A 15,973-nucleotide genomic window follows, 5' to 3' on the forward strand; every position below is an offset into this window, starting at 1 on the left:
CACGTTCTATATAATTACCAATAAAACAACAGAGAACTAAAATGAAAAAAATACTACCCGCATTAATAACAGGTTTATTACTAAGCACTACAGCGCAAGCAGATGATGGCCCAGTAACAGCACAAAAGCTAAGTGAGCATGTATACGTACTATTTGGGCAAGGCGGTAATATTGCAGCAAGTGTAGGTGATGATGGCATTTATATTATTGATGATCAGTTTGCCAAGCTCTCAGATGATATTAAAAAAACCATTAGCGATTTAAAACCAGGCAGTGCAGAGTTTGTCATTAATACTCACCATCATGGCGATCATACCGGTGGCAACGAGAACTTTGCTAAAGCGGGTGCGCATGTTATAGCGCACGACAATGTACACAAACGTTTAGAAGAGCAGCACGGGGAGGGGTCAGACTTTTTACCGCACATTAGTTTTGGTCACGACTTAAAACTACATTTTAATAACGAACACGCCCATGTAGTGCATTACGAACATGCACACACCGATGGCGACTCCGTTATCTTTTTTAGTAACGACAACATAGTGCATATGGGCGACATTTACTTTAATTTTGGCAGCTTACCGTTTGTTGATGTAGATAGCGGCGGCAGCGTTGATGGTATTTTAGCGGCAGTAAACGATGTAGTTAATCAAATTGACGGCAACACTAAAGTAATACCAGGTCACGGCAAGGTAAGTGACCGTTCAGGACTGATAGCGTATGGTAAGCTAGTTCAAAACGCGAAAGACGTAATGCTAAAAGCAATGCAAAATAATGCAAGCTTAGAGCAAGTACTTAAAGCCGATCCATTGGCTGAGCTGAATCTTGAATACGCAGGCTGGTTACCAAAAGAGAAAGTAACCACACTTTTTTATCGTAGCTTAAAGTAGTACGCGTAACGTAAAAAACATGATACAAAGCTGAGTGTACTTTAACGTACACTCAGCTTTTATTTTCTTATGCCCAAAGGAGTTGTGTATGTCGGCAGAAAAAACCCATCTTGAAATTTGTAACTTAACCAGAGAGCAATATCCGCAAATTAAAACCTTGATGGATCAAGCGTATCCCGACTTAGGCGGTGCGTGGCCAAGTCATACCATTTTTAGATTAATAGACCAGTTTCCTGAAGGGCAAATAGGTATTGTAGATGACGGCGTGCTGGTGGGCTTAGCATTAAGCGTGCAGGTTGATTACACGCGATTTTCAAACCCGCATACATACGAAGATATTGCAGACGGTCACGACCGTGTATTTAGCGATACCGACGGCGATGCGCTATACGGCTTAGATGTTGCTATTAGCGAAAGTCACAGAGGCATGCGTTTAGGTCGTCGCCTTTATGATGCCCGTAAAGAATTGTGCCGCCAATATAACTTACGCGCTATTTTAGCAGGTGGGCGTATTCCGCGTTATTACAATCACAGTAGTGAAATGACGCCAATGGAATACATTGCAAAAGTAGATCAAAAAGAATTATACGATCCTATTTTAAGTTTTCAGTTATCTAACGATTTTCAGGTAAAACGCTTACTTAAAAAGTATTTACCGGAGGATCAAGAGTCTGTTGGTTACGCCACTTTACTTGAGTGGAATAACATTATGTATGAGCCAACCGACACGGTACTTGAGTCAACTAAATCAATCGTGCGTGTAGGTGCTGTGCAATGGCAAATGCGTTGTGTTGAATCGGTTGAAGAAATGCTAAAGCAGGTTGAATACTTTGTAGATACCGTATCTGACTACAAAAGTGACTTTATACTATTCCCTGAGTTTTTTAATGCGCCACTAATGGGGCTAGGGAATCAAAGTAATCAAACAGAAGCGATTCGCTATCTAGCGGAATATACCGAAACGTTTAAAAACGCGATGTCGCGTATGGCAATAGAATACAACGCTAATATTATTACCGGCTCTATGCCACTTGCCGAAGATGATAAAATTTATAACGTAAGTTACCTGTGCCATCGTAGCGGTAAAATAGACGAGCAACGTAAAATACACATAACCCCGCATGAGCAAAACGATTGGGTTATTCAAGGCGGCGATAAAATTGCCGTGTTTGATACCGATGCCGGTCGTGTAGGTATTCAAATTTGTTACGATGTAGAGTTTCCAGAGCTTTCACGCATATTGGCCAAACAAGGGTTAGATATTCTGTTTGTGCCATTTTGGACTGATACTAAAAACAGTTATTTACGTGTGCGCCACTGTGCACAAGCGCGTGCAATAGAAAACGAATGTTATGTGGTTATTGCAGGCTCAGTAGGTAATTTACCAGAGGTAGAAAGCCTTGATGTGCAGTACTCACAATCGGCGGTATTAACGCCATCGGACTTTTCGTTCCCGCACGATGCAACACTTAACGAAGCCACACCAAACACCGAAATGCTGCTATTTAGTGACCTTGATATGGATAAGCTTAAAATACTTCACAGCGAAGGCACAGTGCGTAATTTAAAAGATCGCCGCGAAGATTTATACGAAGTGATTGTTAAAAAGAGAGGCGTTTAATGGCGTGGGTGTACTTAATTATTGCTGGGTTACTTGAAATTGGCTGGCCGATTGGCTTAAAAATTTCGCAAAACGCTGATACTCGCTGGCAAGGTATAGCAATAGCGGTGGTATTTTTAGTCGCTAGTGGTTTTATGTTGTGGCTTGCACAAAGGCAAATATCAATGGGCACCTCATACGCCGTATGGACAGGTATTGGCGCCGCCGGTACGTTTTTAGTGGGTATATTGTTTTATAACGATGCCGCTACATTTGGTCGTATTGCGGGAGTATTAATGATTATTAGTGGTGTGATAACACTAAAAATCAGCTCTTAGAACCAGTTCTTAAAGCGATAAAAAATTATAACAGCGCAGGTATAAAAGCCTGCGCTTTTTTATGCCCTTAATTCGGCAACATAACCAAAACAGCGGCAATGGCTATGAGTATTAAGCCTGCAGTATCTTGTTTCTTAAGTGACTGCTTTAACCAAAGAACGGCAATTAGCATGGTAAAAAACACTTCAACCTGTCCAAGTGTTTTAACGTAAGCAACGTGGTGTAAGCTCATTGCACTAAACCAGCCAATAGAACCGACACAACTAAAAACACTAATTGCGGCTGTAGTACCTTTGTATTGCCACAGTTTACTAAGTGTTTGCGGCTCTTTTAATAATAAATAGCCCAGTAGTATTAGTGTTTGTAAGCTAATTACAAACAGCAAAACCCAAGCTGCTGAGTGAGGAAATAATAATCCTGAATTTAAGCTCGCTTCTCGTACCCACAGCGATGTAAGTGCAAAGCAAGTACCACAAGCCAGTCCTAGTAATGCTGTTTTAGCATTAAAGTGTTTAACGCTTGTTATGCCGCTGAGTAGCAATACGGCAATAGCGCCAAAAAACACACCAAGCCAACCGAGCAAAGAAAGTGCCGAGCCAAAAAATAATACACCTAAAATAGCAGCTACTAACGCCTCGCTTTTGGCAAGACCAGCACCTACAGCGTAATTATTCATTTTAAATAGCTTAACCATTAAACCAGTGGCAAGTATTTGCATCACACTTGCGCCTACAATAAATCCCCAAAAGGCATTATTAAACGTAGGCATGGCGGTATCTTGATATTGATACAAACCATATAAATACACGCCAGCAATAGGGCCTGCAATAATAAAGCGAGAGAGTGTTACGCCAGCCACACTCACATCGTTACTTAATTTACTTTGCAGGGCATTACGCCATGCTTGCATGAAGGCGGCTAAAAAAGTGAAAAATATCCAGGTCATGGTCGTCATCGTTAAAATGTAAGGCAGTAAAGTTAACAAGCTTTGTGAAGTAAAGCGATGCATTAACTATGATGTTGAATATTCATCATCTGCGACATTATGTCGCACGGGTTTGAGGATAAATTTAGCTATAGTAGACCTGATGTTATTGTTAGCCGCCAGCGTTTGTCATAAAACGTATCTGGCGGCTTTTTTATTACGCTTATGCTAAATTATCCGAAACATCAAAAGGATAAATTATGACAACATTAGTTGTATGTGCATTACTTGCGGTATTAATGCCTTACTTTGCAAAAGTGCCGGTTGCTATAGCAATGGCAAAATTAGGTCGATACGACAATAAACATCCAAGGGCGCAACAAACAAAATTAACCGGCTTTGGTGCACGGGCGCTCGCTGCTCATCAAAACTGTTTTGAATCGCTTGCTGTTTTTGCTGTCGCTATTGCAGTTGTACTGGGCACTAACTCTGTAGGTGCAGTGACCGAAATGCTAGCGGTTACGCATATTGTGTCGCGTATTTTGTATTGCGTATTTTACTATATGAATCTAGATATAATTCGCTCATTAGTGTGGTTTATTGGTTTGGGTACAGCCATTGCCATGATTGTGGTGAGTTTGTAGGTTTAAATTTTAAAACCACAAAGCAAGCAGCCTAAAAGGGCGCTTGCTTTGTAGTCTTGAACAACTCGTGGCGTTAATGCGACACTTTAATTCGCTCAATTAAATCGGTAGGCGTCACTTCACTATTAATCGCAAAATCTAGTTGCACAAGTACATCTTCAAAACCTGAATCTGATGCTTTATATTTCCATTTTGCTAGCGCCTCTTTCGCTGATTTATCAAAAATATCTTTAGGTTTAGATTGAATAACACTAATGTTTTTTGTTTTACCGTTTGCTGCAATATCGTATTTTAATACAACAGAGCCGCTGATCCCTTGTTGAGCTGCTTGTATTGGGTAAGCAGGTTCAATGCGTATTGTTGGTGAAATGTGATCCTCTTTAGTCATTGCCTCAGGTTGCTTTGCAATCGCTAATCCGCTTAGCATACTTGCTGCTACAAGCAATAAGCCACCTTTAGCAAACTTTGAACGCTCCCCGCTGTGTTTTATATTAGTAAGTCGTTGTAACATGGTTTTTTATCTCCGTAGTGTGAATAAGCCATAAGTCCTGTGGGCGCATTTGCCGCGCAGTTTATTAAGGCTTTGCTATATAAAATATGTTGTTGTGTGGTTTTATTGGCAAGTACCCGTTCATCACAAGTTAGCTCTTGTAGTCGGCGCATGCTTGCGTAACAAACCCAAGCTAGTGGGTTAAACCAAAGTAAAATAGTAGGTAGTAATATAAGTGTGTTTGTTAGGTTGTCTTTGCGTTTTATGTGTACGTTTTCGTGCTCTAAAATAAGCGCTAATGTGGCTTTATCAAACTGGGTATTGTAGTTACTCGGTAACACCAGCTTGCTGTTTAAAATACCGACCACCATTGGCGTGGCTACATGTTGGCTGGCATAAGTTTTAACATCAGCGGTAAGAGTGCTTTCAAATTGGGTTAACTCAGTTAACTGCAGGCTTTTAACAAAGCGGGTATGCGTAATAAAGCTAGCTATTAATAACCCTGCGGTAATAAGTACATACATGAGCGCCCAGCTAATACCCATTTCATGTGTAAAAGGCTGGTTAGGGGTGATTAAGTAATGGCTAATATTGCTATTTTGCAGTGGTTTAATCGCATTTGGTAAATTAGCAATCACCAATGCCGCAGGTAATAGCCATGCTAATTTATATACAAACCGCGAGCCAAGGGCTTTTAAAGCAAATCGCTCAAGTAAAATAAATCCACAAAACAAAATACTTAATAGTAGTTGCTGCTCAATTAACCAATTAAAACCAGTTTGAATAACCATGTTAATCCCTTACTTTTGGTTTTTTTCCCAGTCATCTATAACTTTTTTAAGCTCGTTTATATCTTGCTGAGAAAGCTGCTCCGATTTAGCAAAGCCACTCACAAGTGGCGCAATACGCCCACTAAAAAATCGCTCAATAAAGTTTTGGCTTTCTTTTAGGGTGTAGTCGGCGCGCTCCATACAGGGAGTATAAATATATTGGCGACCTTCTTTTTCAAATGTAAGTGCGCCTTTTTTTACTAGTCGACCTAGTAGCGTTTTAATGGTTTTTTCGTGCCATTGCTTATCGTCACTTAAGCGCTCAATTATTTGGCTCGCGGTGGCGGGGTAATTAATCCAAAGTGCGTCGAGCACGTCAAATTCTGCTTTTGATAATTCAATCATTTTATCGCCTACAAGTGTAATCTTTAATTTAAGACTACACCTGTAATCTATTTTTGCAAGTTTATTTTTAACTTTTTGAGATGTAGTTAAGTGACTTGGTATTAGATTTTTGAAATATCGTTTTTATTAATTTGTATATATTGGTTTTCAGGTAGGTTTAGCTTTGAAAGGGTGAGGTCACTAAATTGCACTCTAAATAAGTCAATTACTTTGTATCCGCAGTAATGCGCCATTTTACGTATTTGTCTGTTTAGCCCTTGTTTTAAAACAATACTAAACTGATTACTGGCTATTTTATTTACCTCACAAGGCAGGGTTATGTGTTTATCAACGGGTACGCCTGCTGCCATTTTTTTACAAAAAGCATCGTCTAAAGGCTTATTTACGGTGACTAAATAATGTTTAGGCTGGTGGAAGTCAGGATGTATTAGTTGATTACAAAAATCCCCATCGTTGGTTAAAATAAGCAAACCACGAGAGTCTTTATCTAATCGACCAATAGGGTAAACACGGGTGAGTGTGGGCAAATGGTGAATAAGGCTGGCAGGGTCATCAATATTTAATTTACAGTCAATACCTACTGGTTTGTGGTACGCAAAATAAACTAAATCGGCAGCACCTTTAATTTCTTTTTCGTTCACTATTACAATGTCTTGCTCGTCAACGTGATCTATATGATTTGCTGGGCGATTATTTACAGTCACCACACCTTCATCAATTAAACGCGATGCCTGTTTACGAGAGCAAATACCTGCATGGGCAATATATTTAGCGAGTCGAATTTTTGTGATCATAACGTGTGACGCCAGCGGCTAATAAAAATTTGATCGCGATTATAGCAAAGCTGCGTATCGATAATGCTAAATATAAAAAGGTAAACATGATGGGTATTAAATTTTCACAGTTAAAAAAGCACGAACCGCTACAAAAAGTCATTGTTCACTCGTTAGATATGGCGCTTTATCAAGTATCGGTAATGATTAATAACGTTGAATATTATGTAACAGAAGACAGCAGTGAGTTTTTAAGAGCGCTAAGCCCACTGCATGTTCAAAAGCGTTTTGACAAAATAGCATATGCACAGATGATATTAAGGCAAACTAGTGCTTATGACGAAATGTGCGGTCAGCCAGAAAAAACCGGCAGCAATATGCTTGAAGTACCTTTTGGTAAAAATAATCTGTATTGATGGTATGAGTTTGCTAACATTCGCTTTTTAAGAAGCGCAATATGTACCAATTACAAGCAGATCACTCCGACGTATTAAGCTCTATACTACGTGGTAAAATAGTTGAATTTAACGCCCAGCATTTTGATGCGCAAAGAGTGCCATTAGGCTATAAATTTACTGATGAGCAAGGTGAGCTTGTTGCCGGTATTAGTGGGTGTGTGTTTGGAAATTGGCTGATGGTTAGTTGGCTTTGGTGTAGCGATAGTGCGCAAGGTAAGGGGCTTGCAGGTAAGTTGCTAACGGCACTTGAGCAAGCTGCTATTGAATTAGGTGCAACAACTGCTCAGCTTGATACACTTGATTTTCAAGCAAAACCCTTTTATGAAAAGCGCGGTTATAGTGTTAAGTATCAACTTAATAATTACCCACGCTCAGGTACGCGTTACTTTATGGAAAAGCCACTTTAATTTTGCTGGCTATTTTTCTTTTAATGGCTCGCCTTCAAAGGTAACACCTAAAAAAGGTGTTGCCTCAGGTGCTAACATAAACGTGCGAATGTTCATGTGATCATCCCCTTTAGGGTTTTGCAGCACGTCTTCTCGGTAAAACTTACCAAAACAATCCAACGTATTTTGTTTACTTAAGTCGTTTAATTTAGCAAACGCAAAAATTTTACACGATCCGTTGTTCTCACTCGCAGCGCTAAGTAATCCATGGTTATTAAAGCCACATGCAGTAAAGTCGTAATTTGCTTCAATCACCGCCATTGTATCGGTAAATTGAATGCTTTTTGGGTTTTCTGCAAGGGTTTTTAAATAGTCATTTAGTGTCATGTGTTACCTTTGGGTTTTTAATTATTTAGCGCTCAACTCTAGCTCATCTGTTTGCTGATTTATATTGAATTTAAATCGCGATAGAAAGTTCATTCCTAGCAAACCTTGCCCGCGGGTGTTTTCAATACTCAACACTTCAAAACCATAAATAATTTGCGAGCCCACTTTAAACGATTCAATTTGATAACGCTTTACAATAATTTGACCGTTAGCTGTATTTACCGTTACATCGCCTAAATATAAAGGTTGTGGCGAAATTTGCTCAATTATACTTGTAGGTAGCGAGGTCACGCTTGCGCCAGTATCAATCATTAGTTCGGTCGATAGATTATTATTTATTTCGGTGTTTATTAAGTAATGTGCGCCGTAAGGCGTTAAAGCAACGAAGTCGTCTTGCGATTGTGCTTTATTGATCATCGCTTGCAGTGTTTGTACTTGGCTTTTTAGATTGTGCTGGTTTGGCATTCGATCAAGCGTTGCTTGTGCGCTAATTAAATCGCCTTGCTGATAGTAGGCGTACGCAAGCGGGTATAAAAACTGTGCGTTATCGCTTTTATAATCAAGCCAAATTTGTGTTTGCTCAATAATAGCTTGCCAATTTTGTTGCTCAGTTAATGTGTGTAATTCGTTTTGAGTGAGCGTATTTAAGCGTGTATTTGCATTGCTTTGCTGATCAGCAGATAGCAACGGAAACAACTCAAATAAAGCAATGATGGCGTTTTGTGTTTGCTCGCTACTTATTAAATACTCAATCTGAAAGTTAAGTAATTCTACGTTATAAGGACTGTTATTTAATAGCGCATTGAGAAATGACTCGCTGAGTAATAAATTGCTTCTTAGCCATGTTTTAAGCTGTACTAGCCACGATGAATAAAGTTTTTTTGCACTTTCTGGATTGCTGTTTTTTAACTGTTGATAGCTATTAAGTGCGGCTTCAAATTGGTGTTTTTTAAATTGCTGCTTTGCTGTATTTAGTAACGTATTTTGTTGTTTAGGTAATACACTTTGCTGGGTACTTTGCGTTTTTTGTACTTTAGTTAACACGGGCTGCGGCCATAATAAATAAGCGTTAAGGCTAAGTGAGCCAATTAATAGTAAGGTGATTAGCTTGGCATAGTGGCTCATTATTACCTCTTATTTAATGCAATTGGTATTATTTAATAAAGTGCGTTAATGCATGAATATTGGCTATTTCAATATCAGCCAGCCCTTTATAGCTATAATTAGCGCCTTGGTCGTTTAACCATACCGATTGGCAACCGGCATTATTTGCGCCTTGCACGTCGGTATCTAGGCTATCACCAATATGTAAAATATCGCTTTTAGCAACGTTTAAATGTGCGGCTGCTTTATCAAATAAAGTGGTATGCGGTTTTGCTTTACCGTGCATACCCGCTTGCAGTACTAGCTCAAATTTATTGTGTAAATTAAAGCGTTCAATTTCAACGTTACCGTTAGTAATTGCAATAAGAGTGAAATGTTTTGCCAAGTTATCCAGCAGGTTAAGTATGTCATCGCTAACCACTATGTTGCTACGTGCATCGGCAAAGGCGTTATACGCTGCATTTGCATGAAGCTCTACATCATCGACGTTTAAATTTAACTTGGAAAGCGCTAAACGCAGTGTATGTTGGCGCCATTTAGTGACGTTATCGGCAAGTTCTGGTGATTGTAATACGGCTTCGTTACGGCATAGTTGCCAGTACTTTGGACCTTGCTCTTGATAGCCCGGTAGCGCGTTTAAATAATTTTGTTGGGCTTTAACGGCTGCTTTTATAATAGGGTGATTGCTGTATAGCGTGTCGTCTAAATCAAAGCTCATGACAGAAAATGGCTTAATAGCACGATTAAATCGGATCATTTTTATTTACCTAATCAGTTCGTTTTTTTGCACGAGGGTGAGTGTTGTCGTACACTTTGGCTAAATGTTGAAAATCTAAATGTGTATACACTTGTGTAGCCGACAAACTGCTGTGCCCTAGTAACTCTTGCACGGCGCGTAAATCACCAGATGATTCTAAAATATGTGACGCAAACGAGTGGCGTAGCTTATGCGGATGAACCTGCGAGCTAATGCCTTGTTTTATTCCCCACTCTTGCATGCGTAGGCGCACTTGGCGAATCGAAATACGGTTTTTTTGGCTACTTAAAAATACTGCTATTTCATCGGGCTTTGCAAACTGAGGGCGTATTGTGAGCCATTTTTTTAATGCGTCTAACGCTTTTTTGCCCACCGGAATTAATCGCTCTTTATTACCTTTACCACGCACTAAAATTTCACCATTGGCAGCGCTAATATCTTGCATGTTAGCGCCAACTAACTCGCTTATACGCAGCCCTGATGAATACATTAACTCCATCATTGCTTTATCTCTAATTGCGAGAGGTTCGTCGTCGGGTATTTCGAGCAAGCGTGCCATTTGATCTACATCGAGATTTTTAGGTAGGGGCTTTGCAAACTTAGGGCCTTTTATACCTATAGCCGGATTATGGTAATGCGATTGCTCGGCAATATTTTTTGCTTTTAAAAACTTATACAAGCTGCGAATACAACTGAGCTTTAAGCTAATTGTACGGCCACTTAATTGCTTTGATCGCAGTGCCATACTGTAGCGGCGAATATGCTCGCCTTGTACGCCAAACCAGTCATCACATAGTTTGCTAAAATATAGGGCAGCAAAGCCAAGTTGGCTTACGTATTGATTAACTGTGTGCGCTGAATATTGTTTTTCAAACTTTAAATAATCGCTAAATAGCGTTATGGGTGTACGCCAGTTGTCACTTAGCTCAGTAATATTAGGCGCATCGTCACTCATGCTAGTTTTTGTAACCGCAGGTGTAATGCGTTTATTAAGTCGAGCACAAACAGGTTATCTTGCGCGGGCTCAAAATGGTTTACGTTATTGCTACCAAACGCCAAAATAGCGATAGGGTGCTTGGTGTCGCCAATTAAATAAATAGCGACGGATTGTGTATCTTCACTAAATAATTGTTCGCGCTCTTGTTTATTAATTCGCCCTAAATAATGCCCAGAATGGGTAAGGCGATGCGCAATAAGCTCGTCGTACTCGGGATTGTATTTTACTAATTTGCAGTCGTTAACATCTTCACTTGAGCAAATTATATTGCGTAGATTATTTGCAAGAGTGTCAAAATCGTCATGATTCCAAAGCTGGCGATGACATTGGCTAAACAAACGATATACGAGCTCGTTTTGCGTTGCATGCTTGCTCATAGCATCTATTTGGCTTTTTAAAAGCGTGTTGTGCTCGCGTAATTGACGTTGCTGAATATGTACTAGTGACGTTGCACCTTGAGCTTGCTGTTGCAGCTCAAGTTGTGCGAGTAGCTCAGGGTGATGAACTAAAAAGTCAGGATGTTGCTGTAAGTAATTAATAACCTGCTCTGTACTTAGCTCGCTCATAGTGCTACTTGTCCGTCGAAAACATGCTCTGCGGGACCAGTCATACGTACCGGGTGACCTTCACCACTCCAGCGCACTTGCAAAGTACCGCCCGGCAAATCTACTTGAACGGTTGTTGATAATTTATTTTGCATATGACCAATCACCATCGCTGCACATGCACCAGTGCCACAGGCTAAGGTTTCGTTAACGCCGCGCTCCCACACTCTTAGCTTAATGTGTTCTTGCGATACAACCTGCATAAAGCCAATGTTCGCTTTTTGGGGAAAGCGTTCATGGTTTTCAAGTAATGGACCCAATATATCAACTTGTGCGGTGGTTACGTCGTCAACCTCTAGCACGCAATGCGGGTTACCCATAGATACCGCGCCACTAAATACAGTGTGTTCTTGCGTTCTAATAATATAAGTAAGCTCGCGTTTGCTGGCTTTTAACGGAATTTTACTTGGCTCAAAATTAGGATGGCCCATGTTAACAGTTACTTGACCGTCTTTTTCTATGTAGAGCGTTAAGTTGCCCGACTTAGTCGATACACTAATTTTGTGCTTGTTAGTAAGGCCTTTCATGCGTACAAAGCGGGCAAAACAGCGTGCGCCGTTACCGCATTGTTCTACTTCGGTACCATCGGCATTAAAAATTCGATAATGAAAGTCGAGATCAGGTGAATATGGTGCTTCAACCATCAGCAATTGGTCAAAGCCAATGCCAAAGTGGCGATCTGCCAGTTTTTTGATTTGGTCTCGCGACAAAAAAACATTTTGTGTAATGTTATCAATCACAACAAAGTCGTTACCTAAGCCGTGCATTTTGGAAAAATTAACTAACATAGCGCTCTAATTCGGTTTTGCTCTGTGCTAATCATGCCACAGAGCAGCTAGTAGACAAAAACGTTTATGGTAAAACTTTCTCACCTTGATAAAGGCTTTCAATAGTTTCGCGTTCACGAATAAGGTGATGCTGCTGACCATCTACCATTATTTCTGCAACACGCGGGCGCGAGTTGTAGTTTGAGCTCATTGTAAAGCCATATGCACCCGCACTTCGTTGTGCAAGTAAATCGCCTTGTTTAAGCGCTAGTTCACGGTCTTTTCCTAAAAAGTCGCCGGTTTCACACACGGGACCCACAATATCAAAGTTGTGAGTAGGTGTTTCGTCGTCGCGAACGGATACCGGAATAATTTTTTGCCACGCTTGATAAAGCGCAGGGCGAAGCATGTCGTTCATGCCCGCATCGACAATGGCAAAAAATTTGTCTTGGTTTTGTTTAATAAATTCAACTTGAGTAACCAAAATACCCGCATTAGCTGCAATGGCGCGTCCTGGTTCAAAAATAAGTTCAAGGTGTTTGTAGTTAGCTAAGCGCTCGGTAACTTGTGCTGCATATTCACTTGGGTGTGGTGGTTGCTCATTATTATATGGCACGCCTAAACCGCCACCAATATCTAAGTGAGTTAGCTCAATACCGTTAGTTTTTAGCTCATCAATAAGCGCCATTAATTTATCAAGGGCTTCTAAAAAAGGTCTAACTTGCGTTAATTGAGAGCCAATATGGCAATCGACACCAATTACTTTTAAACCAGGTAGTGCTGCGGCTCGTTGATAAACACTCACTGCTGTTTGAATATCAATACCAAATTTATTTTCTTTTAAACCGGTAGAAATATACGGATGTGTTTTTGCATCTATGTCTGGGTTTACGCGAATAGAAATAGGCGCTTCTAGGTTAAGCTCGCAAGCCACTTCAGAAATACGCTCAAGCTCAGACGCCGACTCTACATTAAAACATTTAATGCCCAGTTTTAATGCGTAAGCTATTTCGTCAGACGTTTTAGCCACGCCTGAAAAAACCACTTTAGAAGCATCGCCTCCCGCTTTAATTACACGCGCTAGTTCACCTTTAGATACAATATCGAAACCCGATCCTAAGCGCGCTAATATATTAAGTACGGCAATATTTGAGTTTGCTTTTACAGCGTAACATACCAGGCTTTTGTGATTTTTAGTGGCGTTAGCAAACGCTAAGTAATGGCGCTCAAATGTAGCACGCGAGTAAACATAACATGGCGTACCGTATTGCTGCGCTATGCTTGCCACACTGACGTCTTCGGCAAATAATTGGTTGTTTTTGTAATTAAAATAATCCATTTATTGCTCCTGACTTTGCTGTGCTTTGGCTTGCTCAGCGGTAGTGGCTGGCTGAGCTGTATTTTGAGGTTGGTTTTGCTCTGTTTGTGGCTCTGGTAAATATAACGGACCGCTTTGTCCGCAGCCAGCTAAGGCGCTTAACAGTACAGTGCTTATTAATAGTTTTTTTAATTGTAAGGTATGTGTCGCTTTCATTAGATTAATACGGTTGCTGGCTTTATAATCGCAGAGTAACAGAATATCTAAAAAATGCAGCTATTCGCGGATGATTTTATTCCTGTTACACTAGCTGCATACTTTTAAAGCTAAAACGTACCCAATATTAGGCGGCTCGCCTGCAAAGGAAATAACAATGACTGAACACGAATATCACCAATTAGCCGAAGCTCTTATGTTCACTATTGAAGAGCAGGTTGATGATTGCGAAGCTGATTTAGATTACGAATCGGCACAAGGTATTTTAGAAATAATTTTTCCTGATAAAAGTAAAATAGTGATTAACAAGCAAGCACCTCTTCACCAAGTATGGGTTGCGACTAAGTTTAATGGACATCATTTTGAAATGCGTGATGGGTTATGGATTGATAACCGTTCTGGCGCTGAATTTTGGGCGTTTATAAATGAAGCCTCAACTCGCCAAGCAGGCCAAGAAGTTAAGTGGCAATCATCACTATGAGTTTAGAATTTGTAGAATATGCAGCCCAAAGTGAGCACAAAGCAACGGTTATTTGGTTACATGGTTTAGGTGACTCTGGGGATGGTTTTGCGCCAGTAGCTCCGCAGCTTAATTTACCAAGTGAGCTTGGTATACGGTTTGTTTTTCCGCATGCGCCAGTACAACCGGTCACCATAAATGGTGGCATGGAAATGCGCTCTTGGTACGATATTAAATCTATAGAATTAGATAAGCGTGCCGATGAACAAGGCGTAAGGGATTCGGCTGCAAAGGTAGAAGAGTTAATTAATAAAGAAATTGCTAATGGCATACCTGCTAATAAAATTATTTTAGCTGGTTTTTCTCAAGGTGGTGTTGTGTCTCTGCATTTAGCACCGCGCTTTGAGCAAAAGCTTGGGGGTGTTATGGCGCTTTCTACTTATATGTGTGTGCCGCAAAAATTTGCTGATGAAGCAAAGCATACTGATTTAAACGTATTTATGGCTCATGGTAGCCAAGATAACGTTGTACCGCATAGTGCGGGAAGAAGTGCGTTTGAAGTATTAACAGCACATAACATGGATGTAAGCTGGCAAGAATATCCAATGGCTCACCAAGTTTGCGCAGAAGAATTGCAAGCTATTCGCCAATGGTTAATTGCTCGTTTAAGCTAATTTTGGAACCGCTGAGGTCAATATGAGTCAAAAAATAGTTATTAAAGCAAATGTTAAACGCGAACTACAAGAGAGTGTACCAACGGTAAGCTACGAGTGGAATTGGCGTCGTATTGTGAGTATTGCTATGTTGGTATTAATGACCTCTGCAGCAGTTGTGTATGGCTTAACAACGTCAGCCAGTGCAGAGCAAGGTGAGCATCCAAATGAGCAGGAGCAATTTTTAAGCTTTAGCAGTAACGCTCAAAACCAGGCAAACGTTGAAGTAACGGATGTTGAGTCTGAATCATCAATAAACAATACCCCTAATGAATCTGCAGAGGTAATGCAAGCTCGGATTGAACCGTTGTCAGCTGAGCAAAATGAGGCTCAACTAAGCATTTCAAGTAATACATCTGATGAAGCTGAGCTTGTAAATAATCCCCCTGTTTTATTGGCTAACAACGATAGTGTTACTGAACAAAGCGAAAGCATTAATACAGAGTTAAACTCAAACCTTGATAATGATGTGCAAGAAGAAACCGCAGAAGCTCAAAACGTGATTGAGCCTGCTAGTCAAAGTGACTTAGTTTTAGAGTTAGAAAGTGATGATGGCGCATTGAGTGGCACTGAAGGTTTTTCCTCTACAGCACATGTGGCAAGTGTGGCATTGGGGGCGCAAATAGACACGGGTAAAATTAGTCGCGCGGTACTTACTCGTAAAGTAAGTAAGCGTGAGCCTACTAATGTGTTTGCTGCTGATATTAGGTTAAGCCAGTTTGAGGAAGGGTTATCGTTTTTTAGCGAGATTAAAAACCTTCAAGGCCAGCAAGTTAAGCATGTTTGGTCGTTTGAAGGTGAAACGATGGCTGAAATTACACTTAATGTTACTTCGCCTCGTTACAGAACGTACTCAACAAAAAATATAATGAACACACAAACAGGTCATTGGCGTGTTGATGTAGTTGATGAGCAAGGTAATTTAATTGCCCAAAAAGAATTTAGAATTTTAGCTGACTAAAACTGGCTA

General features: G+C 40.3%; 20 protein-coding genes and 1 pseudogene. 9 read left to right on the plus strand and 12 right to left on the minus strand.

Annotated elements, in window-relative coordinates:
• The first annotated feature begins 41 nt into the window (after positions 1–41).
• The 3 genes from ABX891_RS02100 to ABX891_RS02110 all read left to right on the plus strand — a co-directional run bounded on the left by ABX891_RS02100 (position 42) and on the right by ABX891_RS02110 (position 2,828).
• Positions 42–890: an MBL fold metallo-hydrolase gene (locus tag ABX891_RS02100; RefSeq protein WP_354628818.1), complete on the plus strand. Its 849-nt coding sequence runs from the start codon at positions 42–44 to the stop codon at positions 888–890.
• An 88-nt stretch (positions 891–978) separates the two neighbouring features.
• The gene (locus ABX891_RS02105; protein WP_354628819.1) at positions 979–2,511 is read left to right on the plus strand and encodes a GNAT family N-acetyltransferase; all 1,533 of its coding nucleotides are present in this window, start codon (positions 979–981) and stop codon (positions 2,509–2,511) included.
• Positions 2,511–2,828, plus strand: a complete 318-nt coding sequence (locus ABX891_RS02110; protein ID WP_002962354.1) for a DMT family transporter — start codon at positions 2,511–2,513, stop codon at positions 2,826–2,828. The genes ABX891_RS02105 and ABX891_RS02110 overlap by 1 nt, the downstream gene beginning before the upstream one ends.
• 67 nt (positions 2,829–2,895) lie before the next feature.
• On the opposite strand, the gene ABX891_RS02115 is transcribed toward ABX891_RS02110, so the two are convergent.
• Positions 2,896–3,774: an EamA family transporter gene (locus ABX891_RS02115; protein ID WP_442448668.1), complete on the minus strand. Its 879-nt coding sequence runs from the start codon at positions 3,772–3,774 to the stop codon at positions 2,896–2,898.
• 239 nt (positions 3,775–4,013) lie between these two features.
• On the opposite strand from ABX891_RS02115, the gene ABX891_RS02120 reads away from it, so the two are divergent.
• Positions 4,014–4,397 carry an MAPEG family protein gene (locus ABX891_RS02120; protein WP_002961011.1) on the plus strand — a complete coding sequence of 128 codons (384 nt, stop codon included), beginning with the start codon at positions 4,014–4,016 and terminating at the stop codon, positions 4,395–4,397.
• A 73-nt stretch (positions 4,398–4,470) separates the two neighbouring features.
• On the opposite strand, the pseudogene ABX891_RS02125 reads toward ABX891_RS02120, so the two are convergent.
• The 3 genes and pseudogenes from ABX891_RS02125 to ABX891_RS02135 form a co-directional block, all read right to left on the minus strand.
• Positions 4,471–5,678: pseudogene (locus ABX891_RS02125) on the minus strand (M56 family metallopeptidase).
• A gap of 9 nt (positions 5,679–5,687) precedes the next feature.
• Positions 5,688–6,062 (minus strand): BlaI/MecI/CopY family transcriptional regulator, encoded by a 375-nt coding sequence (locus ABX891_RS02130; protein ID WP_007377323.1) that lies wholly within the window; start codon positions 6,060–6,062, stop codon positions 5,688–5,690.
• 101 nt (positions 6,063–6,163) lie between these two features.
• Positions 6,164–6,856, minus strand: a complete 693-nt coding sequence (locus ABX891_RS02135; RefSeq protein WP_182712529.1) for a pseudouridine synthase — start codon at positions 6,854–6,856, stop codon at positions 6,164–6,166.
• Between the two features lie 89 nt (positions 6,857–6,945).
• Between ABX891_RS02135 and ABX891_RS02140 the strand changes: the two genes are divergently transcribed.
• Together ABX891_RS02140 and ABX891_RS02145 are read left to right on the plus strand one after the other, a co-directional pair.
• Positions 6,946–7,251 carry a DUF6482 family protein gene (locus ABX891_RS02140; RefSeq protein WP_182721008.1) on the plus strand — a complete coding sequence of 102 codons (306 nt, stop codon included), beginning with the start codon at positions 6,946–6,948 and terminating at the stop codon, positions 7,249–7,251.
• Positions 7,252–7,292: 41 nt separating this feature from the next.
• Entirely contained in the window at positions 7,293–7,700 is a 408-nt protein-coding gene (locus ABX891_RS02145; RefSeq protein ID WP_182721007.1) for a GNAT family N-acetyltransferase, read from the plus strand.
• Positions 7,701–7,709: 9 nt separating this feature from the next.
• Here ABX891_RS02145 and ABX891_RS02150 read toward each other — a convergent pair whose 3' ends face one another.
• From ABX891_RS02150 to lptM, 8 genes are all read right to left on the minus strand, one after another.
• Positions 7,710–8,066 carry a HopJ type III effector protein gene (locus tag ABX891_RS02150; RefSeq protein ID WP_182721006.1) on the minus strand — a complete coding sequence of 119 codons (357 nt, stop codon included), beginning with the start codon at positions 8,064–8,066 and terminating at the stop codon, positions 7,710–7,712.
• Positions 8,067–8,087: 21 nt separating this feature from the next.
• Positions 8,088–9,191, minus strand: a complete 1,104-nt coding sequence (locus ABX891_RS02155) for a retroviral-like aspartic protease family protein (RefSeq protein WP_354628820.1) — start codon at positions 9,189–9,191, stop codon at positions 8,088–8,090.
• A 28-nt stretch (positions 9,192–9,219) separates the two neighbouring features.
• Entirely contained in the window at positions 9,220–9,927 is a 708-nt protein-coding gene (locus ABX891_RS02160; RefSeq protein ID WP_354628821.1) for an HAD-IA family hydrolase, read from the minus strand.
• 10 nt (positions 9,928–9,937) lie between these two features.
• Positions 9,938–10,882 (minus strand): tyrosine recombinase XerC, encoded by a 945-nt coding sequence (locus ABX891_RS02165; protein WP_290192657.1) that lies wholly within the window; start codon positions 10,880–10,882, stop codon positions 9,938–9,940.
• Positions 10,879–11,490 (minus strand): DUF484 family protein, encoded by a 612-nt coding sequence (locus ABX891_RS02170; RefSeq protein ID WP_290192656.1) that lies wholly within the window; start codon positions 11,488–11,490, stop codon positions 10,879–10,881. The genes ABX891_RS02165 and ABX891_RS02170 overlap by 4 nt, the downstream gene beginning before the upstream one ends.
• Positions 11,487–12,317 carry a diaminopimelate epimerase gene (gene dapF / locus ABX891_RS02175; RefSeq protein ID WP_002960987.1) on the minus strand — a complete coding sequence of 277 codons (831 nt, stop codon included), beginning with the start codon at positions 12,315–12,317 and terminating at the stop codon, positions 11,487–11,489. The genes ABX891_RS02170 and dapF overlap by 4 nt, the downstream gene beginning before the upstream one ends.
• A 64-nt stretch (positions 12,318–12,381) precedes the next feature.
• Complete coding sequence (gene lysA / locus ABX891_RS02180) at positions 12,382–13,635, minus strand: diaminopimelate decarboxylase (RefSeq protein WP_354628822.1); 1,254 nt, start codon at positions 13,633–13,635, stop codon at positions 12,382–12,384.
• A complete protein-coding gene (lptM, locus tag ABX891_RS02185) occupies positions 13,636–13,830 on the minus strand; it encodes an LPS translocon maturation chaperone LptM (protein WP_008136157.1) in 195 nt (64 codons plus the stop codon).
• Positions 13,831–13,987: 157 nt separating this feature from the next.
• Between lptM and cyaY the strand changes: the two genes are divergently transcribed.
• The 3 genes from cyaY to ABX891_RS02200 are packed head-to-tail and all read left to right on the plus strand — an operon-like array spanning position 13,988 to position 15,964.
• Complete coding sequence (gene cyaY, locus ABX891_RS02190) at positions 13,988–14,311, plus strand: iron donor protein CyaY (RefSeq protein ID WP_002960979.1); 324 nt, start codon at positions 13,988–13,990, stop codon at positions 14,309–14,311.
• Positions 14,308–14,964, plus strand: coding sequence for an alpha/beta hydrolase (locus ABX891_RS02195; protein ID WP_007580555.1), 657 nt, complete (start codon positions 14,308–14,310; stop codon positions 14,962–14,964). The genes cyaY and ABX891_RS02195 overlap by 4 nt, the downstream gene beginning before the upstream one ends.
• Before the next feature lie 22 nt (positions 14,965–14,986).
• Positions 14,987–15,964, plus strand: coding sequence for a DUF2914 domain-containing protein (locus ABX891_RS02200; protein ID WP_354628823.1), 978 nt, complete (start codon positions 14,987–14,989; stop codon positions 15,962–15,964).
• Positions 15,965–15,973 lie beyond the last annotated feature (9 nt).

This window comes from Pseudoalteromonas sp. NCIMB 1079, assembly GCF_040567695.1.
Classification (GTDB): domain Bacteria; phylum Pseudomonadota; class Gammaproteobacteria; order Enterobacterales; family Alteromonadaceae; genus Pseudoalteromonas; species Pseudoalteromonas distincta.

Excerpts from the sequence above, each read along its gene's own strand:
- ABX891_RS02155 (WP_354628820.1), bottom strand. The coding sequence starts at position 9,191 with ATGAGCCACTATGCCAAGCTAATCACCTTACTATTAATTGGCTCACTT.
- ABX891_RS02170 (WP_290192656.1), bottom strand. The coding sequence starts at position 11,490 with ATGAGCGAGCTAAGTACAGAGCAGGTTATTAATTACTTACAGCAACAT.
- ABX891_RS02160 (WP_354628821.1), bottom strand. The coding sequence starts at position 9,927 with ATGATCCGATTTAATCGTGCTATTAAGCCATTTTCTGTCATGAGCTTT.
- cyaY (WP_002960979.1), top strand. The coding sequence starts at position 13,988 with ATGACTGAACACGAATATCACCAATTAGCCGAAGCTCTTATGTTCACT.
- ABX891_RS02100 (WP_354628818.1), top strand. The coding sequence starts at position 42 with ATGAAAAAAATACTACCCGCATTAATAACAGGTTTATTACTAAGCACT.
- ABX891_RS02195 (WP_007580555.1), top strand. The coding sequence starts at position 14,308 with ATGAGTTTAGAATTTGTAGAATATGCAGCCCAAAGTGAGCACAAAGCA.
- ABX891_RS02105 (WP_354628819.1), top strand. The coding sequence starts at position 979 with ATGTCGGCAGAAAAAACCCATCTTGAAATTTGTAACTTAACCAGAGAG.
- ABX891_RS02120 (WP_002961011.1), top strand. The coding sequence starts at position 4,014 with ATGACAACATTAGTTGTATGTGCATTACTTGCGGTATTAATGCCTTAC.
- ABX891_RS02165 (WP_290192657.1), bottom strand. The coding sequence starts at position 10,882 with ATGAGTGACGATGCGCCTAATATTACTGAGCTAAGTGACAACTGGCGT.
- ABX891_RS02110 (WP_002962354.1), top strand. The coding sequence starts at position 2,511 with ATGGCGTGGGTGTACTTAATTATTGCTGGGTTACTTGAAATTGGCTGG.
- ABX891_RS02115 (WP_442448668.1), bottom strand. The coding sequence starts at position 3,774 with ATGACCTGGATATTTTTCACTTTTTTAGCCGCCTTCATGCAAGCATGG.
- ABX891_RS02200 (WP_354628823.1), top strand. The coding sequence starts at position 14,987 with ATGAGTCAAAAAATAGTTATTAAAGCAAATGTTAAACGCGAACTACAA.
- ABX891_RS02140 (WP_182721008.1), top strand. The coding sequence starts at position 6,946 with ATGGGTATTAAATTTTCACAGTTAAAAAAGCACGAACCGCTACAAAAA.
- ABX891_RS02130 (WP_007377323.1), bottom strand. The coding sequence starts at position 6,062 with ATGATTGAATTATCAAAAGCAGAATTTGACGTGCTCGACGCACTTTGG.
- ABX891_RS02145 (WP_182721007.1), top strand. The coding sequence starts at position 7,293 with ATGTACCAATTACAAGCAGATCACTCCGACGTATTAAGCTCTATACTA.
- lysA (WP_354628822.1), bottom strand. The coding sequence starts at position 13,635 with ATGGATTATTTTAATTACAAAAACAACCAATTATTTGCCGAAGACGTC.
- lptM (WP_008136157.1), bottom strand. The coding sequence starts at position 13,830 with ATGAAAGCGACACATACCTTACAATTAAAAAAACTATTAATAAGCACT.
- ABX891_RS02135 (WP_182712529.1), bottom strand. The coding sequence starts at position 6,856 with ATGATCACAAAAATTCGACTCGCTAAATATATTGCCCATGCAGGTATT.
- dapF (WP_002960987.1), bottom strand. The coding sequence starts at position 12,317 with ATGTTAGTTAATTTTTCCAAAATGCACGGCTTAGGTAACGACTTTGTT.
- ABX891_RS02150 (WP_182721006.1), bottom strand. The coding sequence starts at position 8,066 with ATGACACTAAATGACTATTTAAAAACCCTTGCAGAAAACCCAAAAAGC.